Annotated in this window: 24 protein-coding genes and 3 tRNA genes; 7 read left to right on the top strand and 20 right to left on the bottom strand. The window is 68.4% G+C overall.

Annotation, left to right across the window (positions count from 1 at the left end):
* Window positions 1–15 precede the first annotated feature (15 nt).
* Together C7H73_RS09150 and C7H73_RS09145 are read right to left on the bottom strand one after the other, a co-directional pair.
* Window positions 16–231, bottom strand: coding sequence for a SlyX family protein (locus C7H73_RS09150; RefSeq protein ID WP_106846354.1), 216 nt, complete (start codon window positions 229–231; stop codon window positions 16–18).
* On the bottom strand, window positions 228–1,424 hold the full coding sequence (locus tag C7H73_RS09145) for an aminotransferase-like domain-containing protein (RefSeq protein WP_193483964.1): 1,197 nt from the start codon (window positions 1,422–1,424) through the stop codon (window positions 228–230). Before C7H73_RS09145 ends, C7H73_RS09150 begins: the two co-directional genes overlap by 4 nt.
* A 114-nt stretch (window positions 1,425–1,538) precedes the next feature.
* Here C7H73_RS09145 and nth point away from each other — a divergent pair, with 114 nt between their 5' ends.
* Both nth and C7H73_RS09135 read left to right on the top strand, forming a co-directional pair.
* The gene (gene nth, locus C7H73_RS09140; RefSeq protein ID WP_106846352.1) at window positions 1,539–2,180 is read left to right on the top strand and encodes an endonuclease III; all 642 of its coding nucleotides are present in this window, start codon (window positions 1,539–1,541) and stop codon (window positions 2,178–2,180) included.
* Window positions 2,181–2,328: 148 nt separating this feature from the next.
* Entirely contained in the window at window positions 2,329–3,456 is a 1,128-nt protein-coding gene (locus C7H73_RS09135; RefSeq protein WP_106846351.1) for a GGDEF domain-containing protein, read from the top strand.
* 38 nt (window positions 3,457–3,494) lie between these two features.
* On the opposite strand, the gene cobT is transcribed toward C7H73_RS09135, so the two are convergent.
* From cobT to cbiB, 6 genes are all read right to left on the bottom strand, one after another.
* Window positions 3,495–4,529, bottom strand: a complete 1,035-nt coding sequence (gene cobT, locus C7H73_RS09130) for a nicotinate-nucleotide--dimethylbenzimidazole phosphoribosyltransferase (protein ID WP_106846350.1) — start codon at window positions 4,527–4,529, stop codon at window positions 3,495–3,497.
* Between the two features lie 87 nt (window positions 4,530–4,616).
* Window positions 4,617–6,071, bottom strand: a complete 1,455-nt coding sequence (locus tag C7H73_RS09125) for a cobyric acid synthase (RefSeq protein ID WP_106846349.1) — start codon at window positions 6,069–6,071, stop codon at window positions 4,617–4,619.
* Window positions 6,068–6,514 carry a DUF3037 domain-containing protein gene (locus tag C7H73_RS09120; RefSeq protein WP_106846348.1) on the bottom strand — a complete coding sequence of 149 codons (447 nt, stop codon included), beginning with the start codon at window positions 6,512–6,514 and terminating at the stop codon, window positions 6,068–6,070. Before C7H73_RS09120 ends, C7H73_RS09125 begins: the two co-directional genes overlap by 4 nt.
* Window positions 6,501–7,304: a HipA family kinase gene (locus C7H73_RS09115; RefSeq protein ID WP_193483921.1), complete on the bottom strand. Its 804-nt coding sequence runs from the start codon at window positions 7,302–7,304 to the stop codon at window positions 6,501–6,503. The genes C7H73_RS09120 and C7H73_RS09115 overlap by 14 nt, the downstream gene beginning before the upstream one ends.
* Window positions 7,301–8,302: an aminotransferase class I/II-fold pyridoxal phosphate-dependent enzyme gene (locus C7H73_RS09110; RefSeq protein ID WP_227001314.1), complete on the bottom strand. Its 1,002-nt coding sequence runs from the start codon at window positions 8,300–8,302 to the stop codon at window positions 7,301–7,303. The genes C7H73_RS09115 and C7H73_RS09110 overlap by 4 nt, the downstream gene beginning before the upstream one ends.
* The gene (gene cbiB / locus C7H73_RS09105; RefSeq protein WP_106846347.1) at window positions 8,299–9,291 is read right to left on the bottom strand and encodes an adenosylcobinamide-phosphate synthase CbiB; all 993 of its coding nucleotides are present in this window, start codon (window positions 9,289–9,291) and stop codon (window positions 8,299–8,301) included. The genes C7H73_RS09110 and cbiB overlap by 4 nt, the downstream gene beginning before the upstream one ends.
* Window positions 9,292–9,366: 75 nt before the next feature.
* Here cbiB and C7H73_RS09100 point away from each other — a divergent pair.
* Window positions 9,367–9,457, top strand: a tRNA-Ser gene (locus C7H73_RS09100).
* Window positions 9,458–9,498: 41 nt separating this feature from the next.
* On the opposite strand, the gene C7H73_RS15530 is transcribed toward C7H73_RS09100, so the two are convergent.
* The 11 genes from C7H73_RS15530 to thrS all read right to left on the bottom strand — a co-directional run bounded on the left by C7H73_RS15530 (window position 9,499) and on the right by thrS (window position 17,965).
* On the bottom strand, window positions 9,499–9,684 hold the full coding sequence (locus C7H73_RS15530) for a hypothetical protein (protein WP_157948340.1): 186 nt from the start codon (window positions 9,682–9,684) through the stop codon (window positions 9,499–9,501).
* Window positions 9,685–9,694: 10 nt separating this feature from the next.
* Window positions 9,695–9,771, bottom strand: a tRNA-Val gene (locus tag C7H73_RS09095).
* Between the two features lie 49 nt (window positions 9,772–9,820).
* Window positions 9,821–9,897: transfer RNA gene (locus C7H73_RS09090), tRNA-Pro, on the bottom strand.
* A 33-nt stretch (window positions 9,898–9,930) separates the two neighbouring features.
* Window positions 9,931–10,383, bottom strand: a complete 453-nt coding sequence (locus C7H73_RS09085) for a MerR family transcriptional regulator (RefSeq protein ID WP_106846346.1) — start codon at window positions 10,381–10,383, stop codon at window positions 9,931–9,933.
* Window positions 10,384–10,456: 73 nt separating this feature from the next.
* Entirely contained in the window at window positions 10,457–10,786 is a 330-nt protein-coding gene (locus C7H73_RS09080; RefSeq protein WP_106847606.1) for an integration host factor subunit alpha, read from the bottom strand.
* Window positions 10,787–10,836: 50 nt separating this feature from the next.
* Window positions 10,837–13,272 carry a phenylalanine--tRNA ligase subunit beta gene (pheT, locus tag C7H73_RS09075; RefSeq protein ID WP_106846345.1) on the bottom strand — a complete coding sequence of 812 codons (2,436 nt, stop codon included), beginning with the start codon at window positions 13,270–13,272 and terminating at the stop codon, window positions 10,837–10,839.
* A gap of 137 nt (window positions 13,273–13,409) precedes the next feature.
* Entirely contained in the window at window positions 13,410–14,462 is a 1,053-nt protein-coding gene (gene pheS / locus C7H73_RS09070; RefSeq protein ID WP_106846344.1) for a phenylalanine--tRNA ligase subunit alpha, read from the bottom strand.
* 114 nt (window positions 14,463–14,576) lie between these two features.
* On the bottom strand, window positions 14,577–14,936 hold the full coding sequence (rplT, locus tag C7H73_RS09065) for a 50S ribosomal protein L20 (protein ID WP_106846343.1): 360 nt from the start codon (window positions 14,934–14,936) through the stop codon (window positions 14,577–14,579).
* Window positions 14,937–14,964: 28 nt separating this feature from the next.
* The gene (rpmI, locus tag C7H73_RS09060; RefSeq protein WP_106846342.1) at window positions 14,965–15,168 is read right to left on the bottom strand and encodes a 50S ribosomal protein L35; all 204 of its coding nucleotides are present in this window, start codon (window positions 15,166–15,168) and stop codon (window positions 14,965–14,967) included.
* A 178-nt stretch (window positions 15,169–15,346) separates the two neighbouring features.
* Window positions 15,347–15,952 (bottom strand): translation initiation factor IF-3, encoded by a 606-nt coding sequence (infC, locus tag C7H73_RS09055; RefSeq protein WP_106846341.1) that lies wholly within the window; start codon window positions 15,950–15,952, stop codon window positions 15,347–15,349.
* 81 nt (window positions 15,953–16,033) lie between these two features.
* Window positions 16,034–17,965, bottom strand: coding sequence for a threonine--tRNA ligase (thrS, locus tag C7H73_RS09050; protein ID WP_106846340.1), 1,932 nt, complete (start codon window positions 17,963–17,965; stop codon window positions 16,034–16,036).
* A 324-nt stretch (window positions 17,966–18,289) separates the two neighbouring features.
* Here thrS and C7H73_RS09045 point away from each other — a divergent pair, with 324 nt between their 5' ends.
* The 4 genes from C7H73_RS09045 to C7H73_RS09030 all read left to right on the top strand — a co-directional run bounded on the left by C7H73_RS09045 (window position 18,290) and on the right by C7H73_RS09030 (window position 22,432).
* On the top strand, window positions 18,290–19,009 hold the full coding sequence (locus tag C7H73_RS09045; protein ID WP_106846339.1) for a Crp/Fnr family transcriptional regulator: 720 nt from the start codon (window positions 18,290–18,292) through the stop codon (window positions 19,007–19,009).
* Between the two features lie 118 nt (window positions 19,010–19,127).
* Window positions 19,128–20,213 (top strand): phosphotransferase, encoded by a 1,086-nt coding sequence (locus tag C7H73_RS09040; RefSeq protein WP_106846338.1) that lies wholly within the window; start codon window positions 19,128–19,130, stop codon window positions 20,211–20,213.
* A gap of 39 nt (window positions 20,214–20,252) precedes the next feature.
* Window positions 20,253–21,527, top strand: coding sequence for an acyl-CoA dehydrogenase family protein (locus C7H73_RS09035; RefSeq protein WP_106846337.1), 1,275 nt, complete (start codon window positions 20,253–20,255; stop codon window positions 21,525–21,527).
* Between the two features lie 95 nt (window positions 21,528–21,622).
* Window positions 21,623–22,432, top strand: a complete 810-nt coding sequence (locus C7H73_RS09030) for an IclR family transcriptional regulator (protein ID WP_106846336.1) — start codon at window positions 21,623–21,625, stop codon at window positions 22,430–22,432.
* An 89-nt stretch (window positions 22,433–22,521) separates the two neighbouring features.
* Here C7H73_RS09030 and C7H73_RS09025 read toward each other — a convergent pair whose 3' ends face one another.
* Complete coding sequence (locus C7H73_RS09025; RefSeq protein WP_106846335.1) at window positions 22,522–23,625, bottom strand: serine hydrolase; 1,104 nt, start codon at window positions 23,623–23,625, stop codon at window positions 22,522–22,524.
* Between the last annotated feature and the right edge of the window lie 66 nt (window positions 23,626–23,691).

Here is a 23,691-nt window from a genome sequence, read left to right as displayed (position 1 = left end):
GAGGGAAACGCGGTTTCAGTAGTGCGGGGGCAGCTCGTCGCGCAGGTTGCGCGGCCCGGCGTCGCCGTCGGGCACGCGCCGGCGCAGCTCGCCCAGCTCCTGCTGCAGGCGCTCGACCAGCTGCTGCTGGCGGTACAGCGCCAGGTTCAGCTCGTCCAGCAGGTCCTCGGCGTAGGCCGCCTTGATCTCCAGCGCCTGCAGGCGCTCGTCGGTGCTGGCCATGGCGCTCATCCAGCCAGGGCCTGGCCCAGGCGCACCACGCCCTCGCGGATCTTGTCCACGTCGGCCGTGGCAAACGACAGGCGCAGCGTGGCGTGGTCGGGGTGGGCGCAGTAAAACGGCGTGCCGGGCACAAAGGCCACGCCCTGCTCGATGGCGCGCTTGGCAAAAACGTTGCCGTCCGCCACCTTGCCGCCTGCGCCCGTCAGCCGCGCCCAGACGAACAGCCCGCCCTGCGGCGGCACGAAATCAATCGCATCGCCCAGCTCGCGGCGCAGCGCGTCGCCCATGGCCTGGGCGCGCTCGGCATAGACCTGGCGCACGCGGGCCAGCGTGGCCGGCATGCGCCCTGCCTTGAGGTACTGGGCCGCCGTGGCCTGGGCGAAGGTGCTGGTGTGCGCGTCCGAGAACTGCTTGCACATGGTGGCCTTGGCCAGCAGCTCGGCCGGGGCGATGAGCCAGCCCACGCGCAGGCCGGGCGACAGCACCTTGCTCAACGAGCCGCAATGCACCAGCAGCTCGCGGCTGCCGGGCACGCCGGCCGACAGGGCCAGCAGGCTGGGCGGCGGCGCGGCGCCGAAGTACAGGTCGCCATACGGGTCGTCCTCGACGATCAGCGTCTGGTGCCGCACGGCCATCTCCAGCACGGCCTGGCGGCGCTCGGCGCTGAGCAGCGCGCCGCTGGGGTTGCCAAAGGTGGGAATCAGATAGACGAACTTCGGCTTGTGCTCGGCGATGAGCCTTTCCAGCTCGTCGGTCTTCACGCCGTCGCCATCGACGGGCGCGCTGATCAGCTCGGCGCCGTACAGGCGAAAGCACTGGATGGTGGCCAGGAAGGTGGGCCCTTCCACGATGACCTTGTCGCCCGGGCTGATGAGCGTCTTGCCCAGCAGGTCCAGCGCCTGCTGGCTGCCGGTGGTGACGATCAGGTTGTCCGGCGCCACGGCCTGTGCGCCCTTGCCTGCCATGAAGGCGGCCAGCTGCTCGCGCAGCGGCTGGTAGCCCTCGGTGGCGCCGTATTGCAGCGCGGCGCCGGGCTCGTCGGCCAGGGCGCGGTTGGCGGCCTCGCGGATGCCGTCCACGTCGAACATGGCGCTGTCGGGAAAGCCGCCGGCGAAGCTGATGATGCCGGGCTTGCCCAGCAGCTTGAACAGCTCGCGGATGGCGGAGGTCTCTACGTTGTTCAGGCGGTCGGCAAAGGCAATCGGCATAGCAGCGGCGATGAAGAAAGGGAGGTGGCGCGAAGGTGCAGCCGGCATTGTCGCCAATCGTTGCACAGGTTTCCTGCGGGCCGGGCGGGCGCGCCACAATCGGGCGCCATGAAAGACAGCGCCGTCGCTCCCTTTTTCGCCACCTTGCGGGCTGCCAATCCCCATCCCACGACGGAGCTGGAGTACACCACCGTGTTCGAGCTGCTGGCCGCGGTGCTGCTCTCGGCCCAGGCCACGGACGTGAGCGTGAACAAGGCCACGCGGCGGCTGTTTCCCGTCGCCGGCACGCCGCAGGCCATCCTGGCGCTGGGCCCCGAGGTGCTGGAGGGCTACCTGCGCACCATCAACCTGTACCGCAACAAGACGCGCTACCTGCTGGCCACCTGCCAGCTGCTGATCGAGCGCCATGGCGGCCAGGTGCCGCGCACGCGCGAGGCGCTGGAGGCCCTGCCCGGCGTGGGCCGCAAGACGGCCAACGTGGTGTTGAACACGGCCTTCGGCGAAGCCGCGGTGGCGGTGGACACGCACATCCTGCGCGTGTCCAACCGCACGGGCCTGGCGCCCGGCGCCACGCCGCTGGCGGTGGAGCTCAGCCTGTTGCGACGCGTGCCGCCGGAGTTCCTGCCCGACTCGCACCACTGGCTGCTGCTGCACGGGCGCTACGTCTGCCAGGCGCGCAAGCCGCGCTGCTGGGAATGCAGCGTCGCGCGCTGGTGCGACTACGAGCCCAAGACGCCGCCGCCACGCTGAGCCGTGGACGCTATCGAAAGCATAGCTGCCAGCGCTTGACCTGCGCGCCCCAGACCCGCTTTTGACCCACACGGAACCAGCCCGGCCCGGCGATGCGCGGCCAGCCTCTACACTGGCACGCTTTTCCACGCCCGCAGCCGCCGTCTCCATGAGCTCCCTCGACCCCCGATCGCTGATCATCATGGCCAACTTCATGGCGCTGGTGATGGGCGCCGTGCTGGGGTTCATGTGGCGGCAATACCCGCGCACCATCCACGGCCTGCGCGAATGGGCGCTCATGCCGGCGGTGTGGATCGTCGGGGCATTCCTGTACCTGGTCCCGGGCAGAACCGAGGTGATGCTGTGGCTGGCCAACGCAGGCGTGCTGGCGGGCTTCGGGCTGTTTCACCTGGGCTGCCTGTATTTTCTGGATCGGCCCGCTCCCGTGCGTGCGCTGCTAGGCGCCTTCGCGCTGCTGATGGGCGCGCTGGGCTGGTTTACCTGGGGCGCTCCGTCTTACGTCGCGCGGGTTGTCGTGGTCAGCGCTGCCATTGCTGCACTGCACGCCTGGACGCTGGTGGTGCTGTGGCGCCACGGCACGCGGCGCCTGCCCACGCGCCTGGTGCAGCTCACGCTGTCGGTGCATCTGGTGATCCTGCTGGTGCGCATGCAGTCCGCAATGACCGCCAGGCAGATAGAAGGCCTGATGGAGCCGTCCAGCGTGCAGACGTTCTACATCGGCGCCTTCGTCATGACTGTGCTGACCCTGTCCATCGGCGCGTTGTTGATGGCAACCGACCGCGTACGCAGCGAGTTCGAGCACCTGGCCGCGCACGACAGCCTGACGGAGGCGCTGAACCGCAGGGCCATCCTGGCGCTGTGCCAGGACGAGCAGGACCGCAGCCTGCGCCAGCCCCGGCCCTTCAGCCTGATGATGCTGGACCTGGACCATTTCAAGGCCATCAACGACAACCACGGGCACCAGCACGGCGACCGGGTGCTGGCGCATTTTGCCCACACCCTGCGCGGCGTGCTGCGCCGCACGGACCGGCTGGGCCGCTATGGCGGCGAAGAGTTTCTCGTGCTGTTGCCGGGCACCGACGCCCAGGCCGCCACGGCGCTTGCCGGGCGCATGCGCGCGGCCCTGGCCTCGGGCCACCCGCTGGACTGCAAGGTCAGCATCGGCGTGACCGAGTGGCAGGGCGCCGCAGACTCCATCGACGGCATGCTGGCGCGTGCTGATGCCGCCCTGTACCAGGCCAAGGCGCAGGGGCGCGACCGGACCTGTGTAGGTTGACGGCCTGACCGGCCCGCTCCCGGGCCCTGGTCGCGCGCCTACGTGCGCTGCGCCACCCCTGCCGATTCAAAGCTCGCCATCTCCCGCAGGATGGCGCAGGCCGAAGCCAGCAGCGGCCAGGCCAGCGCCGCGCCCGAGCCCTCGCCCAGGCGCAAACCCAGCTCCAGCAGCGGCTCGGCCTGCAGGGCCGCCAGCATGCGCAGGTGGCCGGGCTCCTGGGACTGGTGCGAGAACACGCAGCGCTGCAGCACGGCCGGGGCCAGGCGCGCCGCCACCAGCACCGCCGCGCTGGTGATGAAGCCATCGACCACGATGACGCGCCGCTCGGCCGCTGCCTGCAACACGGCGCCCACCAGCGTGGCGATCTCAAAGCCGCCCAGGGCGGCCAGCGCATCCAGGGGCTCGCGCGCCGCGGCATTGGCCGCCAGCGCCTGGCGCAGCACGGCCACCTTGCGCGCCACGCCCGCTGCGTCCAGGCCGGTGCCGGGGCCGGCGCAGTCGGCCACGTCGGTGTCCGTCAGCCGCGCCAGCAGCAGCGCGGCGCTGGAGGTGTTGCCAATGCCCATCTCGCCCAGCAGCAGCGCGTTGCCAGGCAGTGCCGCGACCACCTCGCGGCCATTGGCCATGGCGTGTGCGCACTGCGCCGCGGTCATGGCCGGGCCGGCGCTGGCGTCCTGCGTGCCTGGCGCAATCTTGCGTACCACCAGGCCGGGGTACGGCGCGAAGTCGTGGCGCACGCCGCAGTCCACCACCGTGAGGCCCAGGCCATGCTGGCGCGCCAGCACGCTCACCGCCGCGCCGCCGGTGACGAAGTTGTGCACCATCTGCCACGTCACGTCGCTGGGAAAGGCCGACACGCCGCGCGCCGCCAGGCCATGGTCGGCCGCGCACACCAGCACCTGCGGGGCGTGCAGCTCGGGCGCCTCGCTGCCCAGGATGAGGCCGATGCGCACGGCCAGCGCCTCCAGCCGGCCCAGCGAGCCCAGGGGCTTGGTCTTGTGGTCGATGAGGGACTGCAGCCGCGCGGCGAGCGCTGCGTCGGCGATGGAGGGGATGGCGGGAAGGGTGTTCATAGACCTTGGTTTGCTATTTAAACAATAGCTGCCAGCGCTTGCCCATCAAGCGCTGGAGCCCTTTTTTATTCATATTTCAGGCAGGCCTTACAGCCGCAATATCCGCGTGTCGAACCAGCGTCCGACCCCTGCCGCCATGCGCTCGAAGGCAGCATCCAGCGTCTGCACGCTGCCGCCCAGCAGGGCCTGCAGCACGGCGGCGTTCTCAAACAGGCCGTGCAGGTACACGCCCAGCACGTTGCCCGCGCCGTTTTGCCAGGCCAGGCCGGGGATCAGCTCGCGCGCCAGGTCGCCGTTGGCGGCCATGGCCGGGTGCTGGGCCGTCTGGCCGTGATGGATTTCGTAGCCCTGCACGGGCACGCCGGCCAGGGCCTGCCAGGCGCCGGCCGCGTTGCCAAAGCGCGCCCGGGTGCTCAGCACGGTTTTGGTGGCCTCAAAACTGGTGACCAGCGGCAGCAGTCCCAGGCCGGGGCCGTTGCCGTCCACGCCCACGGTGTCGATCAGCGCCTCGCCCAGCATCTGCAGGCCGCCGCATACGCCCAGCACGCGGCCGCCGGCGCCGGCGTGGCGGGCGATGGCGCCGTCCAGGCCCTGCGCGCGCAGCCAGGCCAGGTCGGCGGCGGTGGCCTTGCTGCCGGGCAGGATGACCCAGTCCGCGCCCTCCAGCTCGGCCGGGCTGCGCGCCCAGACCACGCGCACGCCGCCGGCGGACTGCAGCGGTGCGAATTCGTCCAGGTTGCTGGCGCGCGGGTAGGCGGCGATGGCCACCCGCGTGTGCACGGCGCCGGCCGCCGTGCGCAGGCTGCCTTCGTACAGGCCGTCCTCTTCGGGCAGGCCATGGCCGTATTGCATGGGGATGGTGGCCACCACCGGCACGCCGGTCTGCTCGTGCAGCATCTGCGGCGCCGGGGCCAGCAGCGTGGCGTCGCCCCGGAATTTGTTCAGCACGAAGCCGCGGATCAGCTCGCGGTCGGCCTGGGGCAGCAGCGCCCAGGTGCCAAACAGGTGGGCAAAAGCGCCGCCGCGGTCGATGTCGGCCACCAGCAGGCAGCGCGCGCCTGCATGCTGCGCCACCCGCATGTTGACCACGTCGCTGGTGCGCAGGTTGATCTCGGCGGGCGAGCCGGCGCCTTCGATCACCACCACGTCGTTTTCTTCGCGCAGGCTGTCCAGCGCCTGGGCCAGCATTGGCCACACATGGCGGCTGCGCTCGCGCCAGGGCACCTGCGTCAACTCGCGGTTCACGCGCCCCAGCAGCACCACCTGGCTTTTGGTGTCGGCTTCGGGCTTGAGCAGCAGCGGGTTCATGCGCACGTCGGGCACGGCGCGCGCGGCCAGGGCCTGGAAGTACTGGGCGCTGCCGATCTCGCCATACTCGCCCTGCGGCGTGGCTACCACGCGGGCGTTGTTGCTCATGTTCTGCGCCTTGAAGGGCGCCACCTTCAGGCCCTGGTTGGCATACCAGCGGCACAGCGCGGTGGCCAGCCAGCTCTTGCCCGCGCCGCTGCTGGTGCCCAGCACCATGATGCAGCGCGCCGTCATGCCACCGCCTCGCGCGTTTGGTGCGCTTCGCGCGTTTCGTGCGCGCCGCGCAGGGGCAGCGGGCGCACCATGCGCTGCATCAGGTGCGCCAGCATGGCGGCCATGTCGTCGCAGCGGCCGGTGTGTACGGGCGAGGTCTGCAGGATGCTGCTGCGCCGTGCCGTCAGCCAGTGAAAGCGCGCGCGGTGCGGCAGCTGCGCGATGGGGCCGGCGCCCGGTGCGCCCGCGCAGATGGCCTGCAGGGCCGCCAGGTGGCGGCGCACCAGGGCCGGGTCGGCCCAGGGGTCCAGCGCGTGCAGGCGGGCCTCGTCCAGCTCGGCCGCGGCCGCCAGATAGCCGGTGCGCTGGCACGAGACGATGGCGCCCACGTTGATGAATTCGCCCCGCTCCACGCGCGGCACGACGCGCACGATGGCGTAGTCGAACAACTCAGCCGCGGGCATCGATGGCTCCTTGCACCCAGCGGCGGCGATCGGCCAGGCGCGCCTGGAAGTACTGCACATAGGCCTGGCGGTGCAGCGCCGGCTCGGCCAGGGTTGCGGCGCCCTGCCCGGCTGCCTGTACCAGAAAGCTGTCGGGCACGGCCGCCAGGGCTGCCTGCAGCACGGCGGGCGTCAAGCGCTCGGCCAGCGGCCCGTCCACCTGCGCCAGGGCCGTGGCGCCGGGCAGCAACACGTGATCTGCTATGGGGGCAAAGGGCTTGCCGGGGTCCGCCACCGCGCCGTTCCAGGCGTGGTGGAAGGTCAGGCAGGCACCATGGTCGATCAGCCAGGGCTGGCCCTGCCAGACGAGCAGGTTGGTGTTGCGGGCGGTGCGGTCCACGTTGCTGACCAGCGTGTCGAACCAGACCAGGCGCGAGGCGAAGTCGGACGACACGTGGTCGGCGGCCGGGTCGAAATTGATGGCACCGGGCAGGTAGTCCAGCGCCACGTTCGGGCCGGCGCTGGCGCGGATCAGGTCCTGGATCTCCGGGTCGGGCTCGGTGCGGGCCAGCTCGGCGTCCAGCTCGGCCAGTACGACCTCGGGCAGGGCCAGGCCCAGCGCCCCGGCCAGGCGGGCGCAGATGATCTCGGCCATCAGCGCACGCACGCCCTGCCCGGCGCCGCGGAACTTGAGCACGTACAGGCCCAGGTCGTCTGCCTCGACCACGGCCGGCAGCGAGCCGCCCTCGCGCAGAGGGGTGACGTAGCGCCGCACATCCACCCGCCGCAGCGGCAAAGATTGGTCAGTCATGTGCCGCAATGGTAGCTGTGCCAGGCGCGGTGCAACGCCTCTTGCGAGGCCGGCGGCAGCACGCCCAGCCGGACATGGCCGGGCAGCCCGAACGAGGCGCAGTCGCGCAGCTTGACCCCCTGCGCGCGCAACGCGGCCAGCAGCGGCGCGCCCTCGCCCGGCGCCAGCAGCGCGGTGAAGAAGTTGGCCAGGCTGCCGGGCAGCACCGGCCAGCCCAGGCGCTCGCACAGCCGCAGCTGGTCGGCCTTCCATTGGCGCAGGGTGGGCAGCGTGCGGGCCAGCCAGTGCTGGGTCTCGGGCTGCACCCACGAATGGAGCAACGCCACGCCCTCTGCCCCGATGGGCCACGAAGGGCTGAGTGCGCGCAGGCGCTGCGCCGTGCCGCCTTGCACGGCAGCAGCCGGGGCGATGGCATAGGCCGCGCGCACGCCCGTCAGCCCCAGGGCCTTGTTGGGCGACCACAGCTGCCAGACATGCGGCGGCAGGAGCGCGGCGCCGCCCGGGCCGTCCAGCCGCAGCGGGGCATAGGCGCAATCCAGCACCTGCCAGGCGCCGGGCCGGGCGGCCCAGCCCGGCAGCTGCGCGTCGGCCCCGCCCAGCGGGCTGGCAGGCTCGCAGGCCCAGTGCAGGGCCGCGTCATCGTCCAGCGGAGCCGGGTTGCAAACCAGGCCCCAGATCGCCGCGGCGCGGGCGTAGTCGCCGTAGCCGTGCGCAGGCACCACGGCGCGGCGCACGCCGCTGCGCGCGGCCACGGCGCTGATGCGGTGGATGCATTCGCTGGCGCTGGCGGCCAGCACGATGCGCGGTGTGTCCACCTGGTGGAAGGCGGCCAGCGCCTCGGTCAGCGCGGTGTAGGCCGGGTCGGGGTAGCGGCTGCGATCGGCCTGCGCCAGGGCGGCCAGCGTCACCGGGCACGGGCCGCAGGCATTGGCGTTGGTGGAAAAGTCATGCAGCGGCACGCCGAGGGCATCGGGGCCGCCGTGCTCGGGGGCAGTCAAAGGCGCATCCAGGTCAGAAAAGCAAAAATCATAGCTGCCAGCGCAATGCAGGCAAGGGCCCGGACCACATTTCTTGCATGGACCAGCGCCAGCGCCATGTGCGCCGACTGGGGCGGCTGGCCCTGCGGGTTGAGCACATAGGCGCCCGGCTTGCCCAGGCGCACATCCAGCAGCCGGGCCATGGCGCCCATGGGCCAGCCGCCGTTGGGCGACGGGGTGGCGCGGGCGTCGCGGCGCAGGCCGGCAGCAGGCACGCGGCGGGCGGCCGTCACGAGCAGCAGCGCCGCCGTCAGCCGCGCGGGCAGCCAGCTCAGGGCGTCGTCCGCACGCGCCGCCCACTTGCCAGCCCACTGCCAATGCCGCCGCGCCGCGCCCTGGCCGCGCCAGCCAGGGTAGCCCCACATGGCGTCCGCCGTATTGGCAAAGCGGTACAGCGCCGCGCCCGGCAGGCCCAGCAGGGCAAACCACACGAGCGGCGCCACGACGGAGTCGCTCAGGTTCTCGGCCAGGGATTCGATGGCGCTTTCGCGCACTTCTGCCGCGCTGAGCGCCGCCGTGTCGCGGCTGACCAGCCAGGCCAGGCGCTCGCGGCCGGCCTGCAGCGATTCAGCGAGAGCCTCCTCGACCGCCTGCACCTCCGCGTGCAGCATCCGCCAAGCCAGCAGGGGCTTGAGCAGCCCTCCCAGAGCCAGCGCTGCAAGCCAGGGCGGCAGGTGGTGCAGCAGCAACCATTGCAGGCTGCCGGCCACTATCAAAACCAGAGCTGCCAGCACGCACCAGACAAGGGCTGCAGCCCAGAAAGCCGGGTAGTCGCGCCGCCGCAGGTCGCCAGGCGCGATGCGCGTGCCCAGCGCGCCCAGCGCACGCCCCATCCACACGACCGGATGGGCCCACGCCGGCGGCTCGCCCCACAGGGCATCGACTGCCAGCGCCACCAGCCCGGCAGCAGCAGCCATTGCCAGTCCAGCCCACCACGGATGAGTCCACATCACGCGAGCCTACCGCGGGCGACGGCTGCAAAATTGCTCGGCACAGGCATAAGTCCTGCTACAATCGCGGGCTTCGGAGAGGTGGATGAGCGGTTTAAGTCGCACGCCTGGAAAGCGTGTGTGGGTTAATAGCCCACCGCGGGTTCGAATCCCGCCCTCTCCGCCAGGCAATGAATCAAAGGGCTACGACGCTGTCGTGGCCCTTTTTTATTTTGGCGCAAAGCCCACTTCGCCTTCAGTTTCGGTTTCACGCCAAGGAGCCATCCTCTGCCGTCCTGGAATAAAAGGCGACGCGGAAAAAGAAAAGCCGCCCATTGCTGGACGGCTTTGAATGATTTTGAATATCTGGTATTCCCAACTGTCCCCGGATTGTTGAAGGCTGGCTTCCTTCAAACGGGAAAGTTGGTAGGCGCGATTGGACTCGAACCAACGACCCCCACCATGTCAAGGTGGTGCTCTAACCAGCTGAGCTACGCGCCTAGGTCTTTTGATTGCCGACTCCTGAAGGAGTCGGCAATTCTTTTGAAAATGGTCGGCGTGGCGGGATTCGAACTCGCGACCCCTTGCACCCCATGCAAGTGCGCTACCAGGCTGCGCTACACGCCGACAAGACCTCGATTATATGCAGAAAAAACGGCCTCAGAAAAGAATCGCGCGAATTTCTTCGAGCTCCCTGCGCAGCAGTGCCGGATCGACGGCAGCGGCCCGGCCCGGGGCATCCTGGCCTGCCAGCTCCAGCGGGACGATGGACGGAACCAGTGTGGCCGCCAGGATGTTCTCTCCGGCATCGGCCTGCATTTCTGCGGAAGCAGTCGAAGCAGGCGCCCTCGCCGCCTGGGCCAGTTCGCCAAGGCGGTTGCGCGCCCCGATGATGGTGAAGCCCTGCTCATACAGCAGTTCGCGGATGCGGCGGATCATCAGCACCTCGTGGTGCTGGTAGTAGCGCCGATTGCCCCGGCGCTTCATGGGCCGCAGCTGGCTGAACTCCTGCTCCCAGTAGCGCAGCACGTGCGGCTTGACGCCGCACAGCTGGGCCACCTCACCGATGGTGAAGTAGCGCTTGGCAGGAATGGGGGGCAGCGCGTTGCTCATGAGGTCAGGCAGTAGAGAGGGGCCGCGGGGCCTTCAAGGGTAGCGCACCTGTGGCAGATACGCCCTGGGGTATTCAGACCTTGTCGCCCCCCAGCTCCTGCAGCTGCTCCTTGAGCTTGCTGCTGGCATGGAAGGTCACCACGCGGCGCGCCTCGATGGGGATGGACTCGCCGGTGCGCGGGTTGCGGCCCGGGCGCGGCGCCTTCACGCGGATCTGGAAGTTGCCGAAGCCCGACAGCTTGACGTCCTCGCCGTCCACCAAGCGCTGGGCGATCAGGTCAAAGAAGGCGTCCACCATGTCCTTGGACTCGCGCTTGTTCAGGCCGATCTGCTCGAACAGCAACTCGGCCAGCTGCGCCTTGGTCAGCGCGGGCGATTCCAGGCTCTGCACGGCCAGCTCCATCAGCGGCAGCGGGCGGCGCTCTGCGGTGTCGTCGTCGTGCATGGCGCCACTCATCGCAGCCGCGCTCCGGTGTGCTGGGCCAGGGCCTGGACCACGCTTTGCACGGCCGCGTCGATCTCGGCGTCCTGCAGCGCGGCGCTGTCGCTGGACAGCGTCAGGCGGATGGCCAGGCTCTTCTCGCCCACGGCCAGGGCGCCGGGCTGGCCGGCGCGCTCGGGCTGGGGACGGAACACGTCAAACAGCACGGCCGAGCGCAGCAGGCTGGCCGGCAGCGCACCGCGCACCGCCTGCATGACCTGGGTATGCGATACACGCTCGGCCACCACCACGGCGATGTCGCGCTCCACCGGCTGGCGGCGCGCCACGGACTCGAACTGCGGCACGCAGCGGCGCAGGGCGGCGTCCAGCGCCAGCTCGAACAGCACGGGCGCAGCGGGCAGCTCCCAGGACTGGCGCCAGCGCGGGTGCAGCTCGCCGACGAAGCCAATGGGCTGGCCGTCCAGCAGCACGCGGGCGCAGCGGCCGGGGTGCAGCGCCGGGTGCTCGGCCGGCTCGAAGGTCGGCACCAGCGGCGCCAGCAGCGCCTGCACGTCGCCCTTGGCGTCGAAGAAGTCCGCGGCGCGGTCCTTGGTGCCCCACTGCAGCGTGTCCACCGCGCCATAGGCCAGGCCGGCCACACGCATGGGCTGGGAGATGCCCTCCACCGAGCTGTCGCTGGCGGGCACGCTGGCATCGCGGGCGAACACGCGGCCGATCTCGAACACGCGCACGCGCGGCGCCTTGCGGTCCAGGTTGAACTTCAGCACCTGCAGCAGTGAGCCCAGCAGCGACGAGCGCATCACGCTCAGGTGGCTGGCGATGGGGTTGAGCAGGCGGATGGCCGCGTCGTTGCCGGCCAGCTCGCGCTCCCAGCTTTCTTCGACGAAGCTGAAGTTGATGGTTTCCTGGTAGCCCAGGGCCGCCAGCTCGCGGCGCACGGCAAAGCTGCTGCGGCGCGCTTCAGGCGGCACGCGCGCGGTGATGGGCGCCAGCGGCGGCGTGGTGGGCAGCTGCTCGTAGCCGACCAGGCGGGCCACCTCTTCGATCAGGTCTTCTTCCAGGCGCAGATCGAAGCGGTAGGACGGCGGGGTGACGGTGATCACGCCATCGGCGTGCTGCAAGGCCAGGCCCAGGCGCTGCAGCGCCTGCACGCACTGCGCCTCGGTCAAAGGCATGCCGATGACCTTGGCCGCGCGCGCCACGCGCAGGCGCACGGGTTCTGCCTTGGGCATGTTCACGCGGTGATCGTCGAGCGGGCCGACGGTGGTCTCGGGCGTGCCGCAGATGTGCAGGATGAGCTGGGTGATGCGCTCGATGTGCTCCACCGTGCCTTCCGGGTCCACGCCGCGCTCGAAGCGGTGGCCGGCGTCGGTGGAGAAGTTGTAGCGGCGCGAGCGGCCGGCGATCGCCGCCGGCCACCAGAAGGCGGCCTCGACATAGATGTTCTTCGTGTCGTCGCCCACGGCCGTGGCGTCGCCGCCCATGATGCCGGCCAGCGACTCCACCTGCGCGGCATCGGCGATCACGCCGACCTTCTCGTCCACCGTGACGGTATTGCCGTTGAGCAGCGTGAGCGCTTCGCCCGCCCTGCCCCAGCGCACCTCCAGGCCGCCCTGGATCTTGTCCAGGTCGAAGATGTGCGAGGGCCGGCCCAGCTCGAACATGACGTAGTTGGAGATGTCCACCAGCGGCGCCACGCTGCGCTGGCCGCAGCGCGCCAGGCGGTCCACCATCCACTGGGGGGTGAGCGCACGCGGGTTCACGCCGCGCACGATGCGACCGGAAAAGCGGCCGCACAGGTCGGGGGCGGCGATGCGCACAGGCAGGCGTTCGTCGCTCTGCGTGGCCAGCTGCGGGAATTCGGGGCGCAGCAGGGGCGCGCCGGTCAGCGCGGCCACCTCGCGCGCCACGCCATAGACGCTGAGCGCGTGCGCCAGGTTGGGCGTGAGCTTCAGGGTGAACAGCGTGTCGTCCAGCAACAGGTGCTGGCGGATGTCCCGGCCCAGCGGGGCGTCTTCCGCCAGCTCCAGCAGGCCGCCGTGGTCGTCGGACAGTTGCAGTTCGCGCGCCGAGCACAGCATGCCTTGGCTTTCCACGCCGCGCAGCTTGCCAACCTTGATGACAAAGGGCTTGCCGTCCTCGCCCGGGGGCAGCTCGGCGCCCACCAGCGCGCAGGGCACGCGGATGCCCACGCGGGCGTTGGGTGCACCGCAGACGATGTTCAGAAGCTCCGGCCCGCCCACATCCACCTGGCACACGCGCAGGCGGTCGGCGTTGGGATGCTGCTCGGCGGTCTTGATCTCGCCCACCACGATCTTCGTGAACGGCGGAGCGACGGGGCGCAGCTCCTCGACCTCCAGGCCGGCCATGGTCAGGGTGTCGGCCAGTTCCTGCGTGCTCAGGGGCGGGTTGCAGAACTCGCGCAACCAGGATTCGGGAAATTGCATGGTCGTTTCTTCTTTCTAGGCGTTCGCTCTCAAAACAGGAGCTGCTTGCGCTTGGCCCATGCGGCTTTCAGCATGCAAACCATCGCAAACCCAGGCACATCAAGCGCCAGCAGCTCACTTTTTCGCAGCAATGGCGTTTACTGGAACTGCGACAGGAAGCGAATGTCGCCGTCGAAGAACAGGCGCAGGTCGTTCACGCCGTAGCGCAGCATGGTCAGCCGGTCCGGCCCCATGCCGAAGGCGAAGCCGATGTAGCGCTCCGGGTCGAGCCCCATGTTGCGCACCACGTTGGGGTGCACCTGGCCGGAGCCCGACACCTCCAGCCAGCGCCCGGCCAGCGGGCCGGTCTGGAACTGGATATCGATCTCGGCGCTGGGCTCGGTGAAGGGGAAGAAGCTGGGGCGAAAGCGCAGCACCAGGTCGTCACTCTCGAAGAACGTCCGGCAGAAGTCGGTGAACACGACCTTCAGGTCCTTGAAGCTCACGTTCTCGCCGATCCACAGGCCCTCGCACTGGTGGAACATGGGCGAGTGCGTGGCGTCCGAATCCACGCGGTAGGTGCGGCCCGGGGCGATGACGCGGATCTCGGGCATGGCCTGGCCGGCGTCAATGAGGTGGCGGTAGCGCTTGACGTGCTGCACGGCGTAGCGCACCTGCATCGGGCTGGTGTGCGTGCGCAGCAGGTGCGGCGCCTGCGGGCTGCCGCCCTCGACGTAGAAGGTGTCGTGCATGGAACGCGCCGGGTGGTCTTCGGGCGTGTTCAATGCGGTGAAGTTGAACCAGTCGGTCTCGATCTCCGGGCCGTCGGCCACGTCGAAACCCATGGAGCCGAAGATCTGCTCGATGCGCTCCAGAGTCAGCGACACCGGGTGCAGACCGCCGCGCCCGCGCCGGCGCCCGGGCAGCGTCACGTCCAGCGCCTCGGCCTGGAGCTGGCGCTCGAGCTCGGCGTCCTGCAGCTGCTGACGGCGCTCGGTGAGAGCCGCCTCGACGGCCTGCTTGGCCACGTTGATGGCCGCGCCGCGGGCTTTCTTGTCCTCCGGCGAGAGCTGCGCCATGCCCTTCATCAGCTCGGTCAGCCGGCCCGACTTGCCCAGAAACTGGGCCTTGGCGTTTTCCAGCTCGGCCGGGGTTGCACAACGCGCGAACGACTCGCGCGCACTCGTCACCAGGGAATCCAACTCGTTCATGTTGCTCTTTGCGAAAAGCGAAAAAACAAGGGCTAGTGCCTTTTCAAGCCCTAGCCCTTGCTGTTGGCGCGCCGGCAGCTATGCAAACGATAGCGGCCGGCTCGTGAACTCAACTCAAGCGGCCAGCTTGGCCTTGACTTGCTCCACGATGCTGCCGAAGGCAGCTTTGTCGTGCACCGCGAGGTCGGCCAGCATCTTGCGGTCGATCTCGATGGCTGCCTTCTTCAGGCCGTTGGTGAACTGGCTGTAGGTCAGGCCCAGTTCACGGGAAGCGGCGTTGATACGGGCAATCCACAGTCGGCGGAACACGCGCTTCTTGGCGCGGCGGTCACGGTAGGCGTACTGGCCCGCCTTCATCACCGCCTGCTTGGCGATGCGATAGACGTTGCCACGGCGGCCGCGGAAACCCTTGGCCAGTGCGAGAACCTTTTTGTGACGGGCGCGTGCCGTTACACCACGTTTGACGCGAGGCATGTGTTTTCTCCTTGTTCGTCAGTGTGAATTACAGGCCGGCCATGGGCAGCATCTTTGCGATGGAAGCCATGTCACCTTCATGCACGTTCACAATGCCACGCAGGTGGCGCTTGTTTTTGGTGGTCTTCTTGGTCAGGATGTGACGCTTGAAGGCTTGACCGCGCTTGACGGTGCCACCGGGACGAACGCGAAAACGCTTCTTCGCGCTGCTCTTGGTCTTCATTTTGGGCATATGAATGCTCCTTGTGATTGTGCTCGTGAGGCGTTTGCACGACTGTGTGCAACCTTGCAGGCCCCGAGCCACTTCTTCATGGCGGGTGTTACCCCGCCGCGTGACAGCGCTCTTTCGAGCACTGCCCGCCAGCCGGCAGTCCCTTCTTGCAAAGAAGCTGCCAGCCAGACCCTGTCGTTTATGCCGCTGGCGCGCCTTCGGCCGCCGGCTTGCTGCCGCCCGAAGTCGGCTTCTTGCGCGCCGGGGCGATCATCATGATCATCTGGCGGCCTTCCAGCTTGGGAAACTGCTCCACCAGGATGGAGTCGGCCAGCTCGTCGCGCAGGCGGTTGAGCAGCGCCATGCCAATTTCCTGGTGCGTGATCTCGCGGCCGCGAAAGCGCAGCGTGACCTTGACCTTGTCGCCCTCCGCCAGGAAACGGCGGATGTTGCGCATCTTGATGTTGTAGTCGCCGTCGTCGGTGCCGGGGCGGAACTTCACTTCCTTGATCTCGATGACCGTCTGCTTGGCCTTGGCCTCAGCTGCCTTCTTCTGCTCCTGGTACTTGAACTTGCCGTAGTCCATCAGGCGACAGACGGGCGGCGTAGCCGTGGCGACGATTTCCACCAAGTCCACGTCCAGTTCGCCGGCCATGCGCAGGGCGTCCTGCAGGCTGACGATGCCCAGGGGCTCGTTCTCGGGGCCGGAAAGGCGTACTTCAGGCGCCATGATTTCCCGGTTCAGGCGGTGCTTGCGCTCCTCGCGGTGGCGGCGGTCACGAAATTCGGTAGCGATGGTTCTCACCCTCTATGTAAAAAGCTACGAAAAGCATAGCTGCTGACGCACAACCCGTGCGCTTCAAAGCGGTAGTTGACCCTCAAAGAATCAGGCTTTGGAGGTGATGTCCCGTGCGATCAGTTCGACGAATGCGTCGATGGACATCACACCGAGGTCTTTGCCACCCCGGGCGCGCACCGCCACGGTGCCGGCCGCCATTTCCTTGTCGCCCGCGACGAGGATATAGGGCAGCTTTTGCAGCGAATGCTCACGTATTTTATACGTGATCTTTTCGTTGCGCAGGTCGGTCACCACTCTAAGGCTTTGATGCGGCAATGCTTTTTGCAGCTTTGCGGCAATTTCGCGACAGTACTGCTGCTGCGCGTCCGTGATGTTCAGCACCGCCACCTGCACCGGCGCCAGCCACGCGGGCATGGCGCCGGCGTGCTGCTCGATCAGGATGCCGATGAAACGCTCCAGGCTGCCGACGATGGCGCGGTGCAGCATCACCGGCCGGTGGCGCGCCCCGTCCTCGCCGACGTACTCGGCGTCCAGCCGCTCGGGCATGGAAAAGTCCACCTGGATGGTGCCGCACTGCCACTGCCGGCCCAGCGCGTCCTTGAGCGTGTACTCGATCTTGGGGCCATAGAAGGCCCCCTCGCCGGGCGACAGCTCGAACGCACAGCCCGAAGCCTCCAGGCTGTGGATCAGCGCCGCCTCGGCCTTGTCCCAGCTCTCGTCCGAGCCGATACGCGCCTCGGGCCGCGTGGCGACCTTGTAGATGATGTCGGTGAAGCCGAAGTCGGCATAGACCTGTTGCAGCAGTCGCGTGAAGGCCAGCACCTCCGGCTGGATCTGGTCTTCGGTACAGAAGACGTGGCCGTCGTCCTGCGTGAAGCCGCGCACGCGCATGATGCCGTGCAGGCCACCCGTGGGTTCGTTGCGGTGGCAGTTGCCGAATTCGCCGTAGCGCAGCGGCAGGTCGCGGTAGCTCTTGATGCCCTGCTTGAAGATCAGGATGTGGCCGGGGCAGTTCATCGGCTTTAAGGCGTAGTCGCGCTTTTCGCTCTCCGTGATGAACATGTTCTCGCGGTACTTGTCCCAGTGCCCCGTCTTCTCCCACAACGACTTGTCCAGGATCTGCGGGCCCTTGACCTCCTGGTAGCCGTTGTCGCTGTACACGCGGCGCATGTACTGCTCGACCTGCTGCCACAGCTGCCAGCCCTTGGGGTGCCAGAACACCGTGCCGGGCGAGTGTTCGTCGATGTGGAACAGATCCAGCTCGCGGCCCAGCTTGCGGTGGTCGCGCTTTTCCGCTTCCTCCAGCATCGTCAGGTACTGCTGCAGGTCGTCCTTGCTGGCCCAGGCCGTGCCGTAGATGCGCTGCAGCATCTCGTTGCGGTGGTCGCCGCGCCAGTAGGCACCGGCCACCTTCATCAGCTTGAAGTGCTTGAGCTTGCCGGTCGAGGGCACGTGCGGGCCGCGGCACAGGTCTTCGAAATTGCCTTCACGGTACAGGCTCACGTCCTCGCCCGCCGGGATGCTGGCGATGATCTCGGCCTTGTAGTGCTCGCCCAGGCCCTTGAAGTATTCAACGGCCGCATCGCGCGGCAGCACGCGGCGGGCCACCGGCTCGTCCTTGGCAGCGAGCTCTGCCATGCGCTTTTCGATGGCCGCCAGGTCCTCGGGCGTGAAGGGGCGCTTGTATGAAAAGTCGTAATAGAAGCCGTTGTCGATCACCGGCCCGATGGTGACCTGCGCGTCCGGAAACAGCTCCTTCACCGCATAGGCCAGCAGGTGGGCCGTGGAGTGGCGGATGACGTCCAGCCCGTCGGCGTCCTTGGCCGTAACGATGGCCAGCGCGCTGTCTTCGGTGATGAGGTGGCTGGTGTCCACCACGCGGGCGTCGTCGCCGCGGCCCACTTTGCCGGCCAGGGCGGCCTTGGCCAGGCCGGGGCCGATGGAGGCGGCCACGTCGGCCACGGTGACGGGGCCGGGAAAGTCGCGCTGCGAGCCGTCGGGAAGCGTGATCTGGATCATGGTCGGGTATTCCTTGTCAGTCGGTGTCCGGGATGCGGTGTGCGCTCTGTTTTTGCCGGTCACCAACAAGCAAAAAGCGCGGAACACGGTCCGCGCTTTTCGAGTGGGAAGAGAAGGCTTTGGGTCTCGTGCAGGCGCGAACGGCCAGCCATTAGCGGCTGGTGGGGGTCTCCGTGGTAGTTCGCGGTGTCATAACCGAAAGCGCCTTTCTCGTCCTTGTATGGTGTTGTCCAATCCGACATTGTAGCGGCCGCTGGCCAGCTGCGCGCACGCCGGTCCCCCAGGCGACATGGATCGCCCTTTCAGTCACCCATAAGACAGACCATGAACGAGCCCATTCTTACGATCGAAGAACGTGAAGCGATCAATTCCGGTCGCTGGTTTTCCTCCCTTTCGCCGTCTCTGCGGCACGACATCCTCAGATGCTCCTACGTCAAACGCTTCAAGGACGGCGCACTGATCGCGGCGCGCGGCGATGCGCCCGAAGAGTGGATCGCCTGTGCCCGCGGCGCGGTGCGGGTCAGCTCGACGTCGATCTCGGGCAAGCAGATCACGCTGACCTACGTGGAGCCGGGCATCTGGTTCGGCGACGTGGCGTTCTTCGACGGCGAGCAGCGCACGCACGATGCCTATGCGCATGGCGACACCACCACGGTGTGCGTGGCGCGCGGCGACTTCAAGAAAATCCTGTCGCAGCACGTGGAGCTGTACGACGCCCTCCTGCGCCTGCATTCGCGGCGCATCCGCGTGCTGTTCGGGCTGGTGGAGGACCTGAACACCCTGCCCTTGCGCGCCCGGCTGGCCAAGCAGCTCCTGCACCTGGTGCGCAGCTATGGCGTGCCCAGCCTGGCCAATGGCGACGAGATCCGCATCAGCCTGCAGCTGGCGCAGGAAGAGCTGGCGCAGCTGCTGGGCGCCTCGCGCCAGCGCGTGAACCAGGAGCTCAAGGGCATGGAGCGCGAGGGCACCATCCGCATCGAGCCGGCGGGCCTGGTGATCTGCGACCGCCCTGCCCTGATGCACGCGGCCGAGTCGGCCGTCTGAGCAAAAAGCATAGCTGCCAGCGCTTGCCCACCCACGTTTTGGATATGAAATCTTATGCAAACCGTTGCTGCACAAGCGCCAGAAGCTCACATTTTTGATTGAAAGCACGCCTGGACCCATGAGCAATTTCGACCACTTCATCGGCACCCGCCCCGTCGCCGGCCAGCACGCCTTCGACACCGACGCGCTCAGCGTCTGGCTGGCCCAGCACGTGCCCGGCTTTGCGGGGCCGCTCAGCGTGGAGATGTTCAAGGGCGGGCAGTCCAACCCCACCTATAAGCTGATTACCCCGGGGCGCAGCTACGTCATGCGCTCCAAGCCCGGCCCGGTGGCCAAGCTGCTGCCCTCGGCCCATGCCATCGAGCGCGAATACGCCGTCATGAGCGGCCTGGCCGGCACCCCCGTGCCCGTGCCCCGGATGCTGGCGCTGTGCGAGGACGAATCCGTCATTGGCCGGGCGTTCTACATCATGGAGTTTTTACAGGGCCGCGTGCTGTGGGACCAGTCGCTGCCCGGCATGCAGCCCGCCGAGCGCGCGGCGCACTACGACGAGATGAACCGCGTCATCGCCGCGCTGCACCAGGTGGATTTCGCCGCGCAGGGCCTGGGCAGCTACGGCAAGCCGGGCAACTATTTCGAGCGCCAGATCGGCCGCTGGAGCAAGCAGTACGTGGCCTCCGTCACCCAGCCCATCCCCGAGATGGACCAGCTGATGGACTGGCTGCCCGCACACATGCCGGCCAGCGCGCGCGACGAAAGCCGCGTGGCCATCGTGCACGGCGACTACCGGCTGGACAACCTGATGTTCCACCCCGACGAGCCGCGCGTGATCGCCGTGCTGGACTGGGAACTGTCCACGCTGGGCCACCCGCTGGCCGACTTCGCCTACCACTGCATGAGCTGGCACATCCCGCACGCCATGAGCCGCGGCATCGGCGGGCTGGACCTGGCGGCCCTGGGCATCCCTTGCGAGAGCGAATACATCCAGCGCTACTGCCAGCGCACCGGCATCACCGACAGCGAGACGCTGGCCGCCGACTGGAACTTCTACCTGGCCTACAACATGTTCCGCATCGCCGCCATCCTGCAGGGCATCGCCAAGCGCGTGGAGGCCGGCACGGCCGCCAGCGCCCAGGCCAAGGCCGCCGGCGCCACCGCCCGCCCCATGGCGGAGCTGGCCTGGCGCTTCGCCCAGCGCAGCTGAGCCACCCCACCACCCCATCCCAACGCAAGAGGAACCACCATGGACTTCGACTACTCGCCCAAGACCCGGGAACTGCAGGCACGCCTGACGCAGTTCATGGACGAGCACATCTACCCCGCCGAGCAGGCCTATGCGAAGGAGATGGCCGCCAACACCGTTGCCGGCAACCGCTGGCAGCCGCTCAAGACCATCGAGAACCTCAAGCCCAAGGCCCAGGCCGCCGGCCTGTGGAACCTGTTCATGCCCGTGGACACGGCCGAGGCGTCGGGCTACCACGGCGCAGGCCTCACCAACGCCGAGTACGCCCCGCTGGCAGAGATCATGGGCCGCGTGGTCTGGGCCAGCGAGGTCTTCAACTGCTCGGCGCCTGACACCGGCAACATGGAGACCATCGCCCGCTACGGCTCCGAGGCCATCAAGGCCGAGTGGCTCAAGCCGCTGCTGGAGGGCCGCATCCGCTCGGCGTTCGCCATGACCGAGCCGGACGTGGCCTCCAGCGACGCCACCAACATCGCCACGCGCATCGAACGCGACGGCGACCACTACGTCATCAATGGCCGCAAGTGGTGGACCAGCGGCGCCAACGACCCGCGCTGCAAGGTCTTCATCACCATGGGCAAGACCGATCCCGAGGCGCCCAGGCACTCGCAGCAGAGCATGGTCGTGGTGCCCGCGGACACTCCCGGCATCACCATCGTGCGCGCGCTGAGCGTGTTCGGCTACGACGACGCGCCGCACGGCCACGCCGAGGTCATCTTCGACAACGTGCGCGTGCCGGTGGACCACATCCTGCTGGGCGAAGGCCGCGGCTTCGAGATCGCGCAGGGGCGCCTTGGCCCGGGGCGCATCCACCACTGCATGCGGCTGATCGGCCAGGCCGAGCGCGCACTGGAGCTGATGTGCAAGCGCGCCAGCAGCCGCGTGGCCTTCGGCAAGCCGATTGCCGCGCAGACCGTGACGCAAGAGCGCATCGCCGAGGCGCGCTGCCGCATCGACATGGCGCGCCTGCTGACTCTCAAGGCGGCCTGGATGATGGACACCGTGGGCAACAAGGTCGCCAAGGCCGAGATCGCCATGATCAAGGTGGTGGCGCCCGCCATGGCCTGCGAGGTCATCGACTGGGCCATCCAAGTCCACGGCGGCGGTGGCCTGTGCGATGACTTCCCCTTGGCCTATGCCTACGCCAACGCCCGCACGCTGCGCTTTGCCGACGGCCCGGACGAAGTGCACCGCAACGCCATTGCCAAGTGGGAGCTGGGCAAGTGGAGCGAGTACGGCCGCGGCGCGCCCGCCCCGGTCACGCGCGGCAGCTGACACGCGGCAGCGCCCGCAGGGACGAGCAAGGGCGCCGCGTGCGCCCTTGCTTTTCATTACGTAAAATCGGCCGCTTTTCGCCCAGACCCCAAGCCATGAAGAAAAGCCCCGCGGACGTGCCCCCCAAACCCAGCGTGCAGGTGCTGGAGCGCATGTTCCAGCTGATCGATGTACTGGCCTCGCGCGAGGAGGCCATCTCGCTCAAGGAGATCAGCGAAAAGACCGGCCTGCACCCCTCCACCACGCACCGCATCCTGAACGACCTGACCATCGGCCGCTTCGTGGACCGCCCCGAGGCCGGCAGCTACCGGTTGGGCATGCGGTTGTTGGAGCTGGGCAACCTGGTCAAGGCGCGCCTGTCGGTGCGCGACGCCGCCATGGCGCCCATGCGCCAGCTGCACAAGCTGATCCAGCAGCCCATCAACCTGAGCGTGCGCCAGGGCGACGAGATCGTCTATATCGAGCGCACCTACAGCGAGCGCTCGGGCATGCAGGTGGTGCGCGCCATTGGCGGGCACGCGCCCCTGCATCTGACCTCCACCGGCAAGCTGTTCCTGGCGGCGGACGATCCGCAGCGCGTGCGGGCCTACGCCACGCGCACCGGCCTGCCCGGCCACACGCGCAACAGCATCACCCAGCTGCCGCTGCTGGAGCGCGAGCTGGGCCGCGCGCGCCAGCAAGGCATTGCGCACGACAACGAAGAGCTGGAGCTGGGCGTGCGCTGCATGGCGGCCGGCGTGTTCGACGACCAGGGCCAGCTGGTGGCCGGCCTGTCGATTTCTTCGCCCGCCGACCGGCTGGACGAAGGCTGGCAAACCAAGCTGCAGGCCGCGGCGCAGGACATCTCGCGCGCCCTGGGCTATACCAGCGGCCTGCGCACCGCTCTCAATGGCCCCGCGCCATAGATCAACATCCGACAGGGCGTAAAAAAGCCGCCGGGCTGGCAGGCCGGGCGGCTTTTTTTGTGGCTTGGGGCAGCGAAGGCCGCCGGCTCTCAGGGCTTGAGCATGGGCTGCGTGCCTGCCGTCAGCAGCGACGACGCGGCCGGCGGCATGGCCTCCACCCACGAGCGCACGCGCTCGGCATCGCCCAGGCGGCTGAACTTGCCGGCCGAATCCAGGAACACCATGATCAGCTTGCGCCCGGATACCTGGACCTGCATCACCAGGCAGCGGCCGGCCTCGGAGATGTAGCCGGTCTTTTGCAGCCCGATGTCCCACGAGGGGCTCTTCACCAGGCGGTTGGTGTTGTTGTACTGCAGGACGCGATTGCCCACCGCCACCTCGTGGCCGGGCGAGGTGGACAGCTCGCGCACCAGCGCGTCGCCGTGGGCCACGTTGACCAGCGTGGCCAGGTCGTGCGCGCTGGACTGGTTCTGACTGGACAGGCCGGTGGGCTCCACATAGCGCGTGTCTGCCATGCCCAGCAGGCGGGCCTTGGCATTCATGCGTTCCACGAACGCGTCCAGGCCGCCCGGGTAGGTGCGGCCCAGGGCGTGGGCGGCGCGGTTCTCGCTGGACATCAGCGCCAGGTGCAGCAACTCGCCGCGCGACAGCGTGGTGCCCACGCGCAGGCGCGAGCCGCTGTGCTTTTCCGTGTCCACGTCGTCCTGGGTGATGGTGATGGGCTCGTCCATGGGCAGGTGCGCCTCGGAGATCAGCAGCCCGGTCATCAGCTTGGTGAGCGAAGCGATCGGCAGCACGGCGCGGTCGTTCTTGCTCAGCAGCACCTCCTTGGTGTCCTGGTCCATGACCAGGGCCACGCTGGACTTGAGATCCAGCGGGTCGGAGACGTTGTGCAGCCCGGCAATCTGCCCGAAGGACAGGCGTGCCGGCTCCATTACCGCCGCGGCCCGCACCGGGGCGCGGGCGCTGCGCGCAGCCACGCGCGGCGCCGCTGCAGCCCCCTTGCCCTTGCGGGGTGCGCGCACGGCCGAGGGCGCCGCGGCACGCTTGGCAGAAGCCGTCGTCACCGGCTTCTTGGCCACGGCCTGCTTGCGCTGTGCCGCCTGTACATTCGGAGCCGCCAGGGCCGCCGTGAGGGCCGCCAGGGCTGCAAAATGAAACACTCGGGAGGCAAGAGACAGGCGCGCGGGCATCGGGTGCTCCAAACGTAAAAAAGCGTGTGGCAGTGTACTCAAACCAAAAAAGATGCGCAAGATCAA

The sequence above is a fragment of the Pulveribacter suum genome, from assembly GCF_003013695.1.
Classification (GTDB): domain Bacteria; phylum Pseudomonadota; class Gammaproteobacteria; order Burkholderiales; family Burkholderiaceae_C; genus Melaminivora; species Melaminivora suum.
The sequence above is the reverse complement of the archived record's forward strand: the minus strand, read 5'-3'. Positions and strand labels throughout refer to the sequence as shown.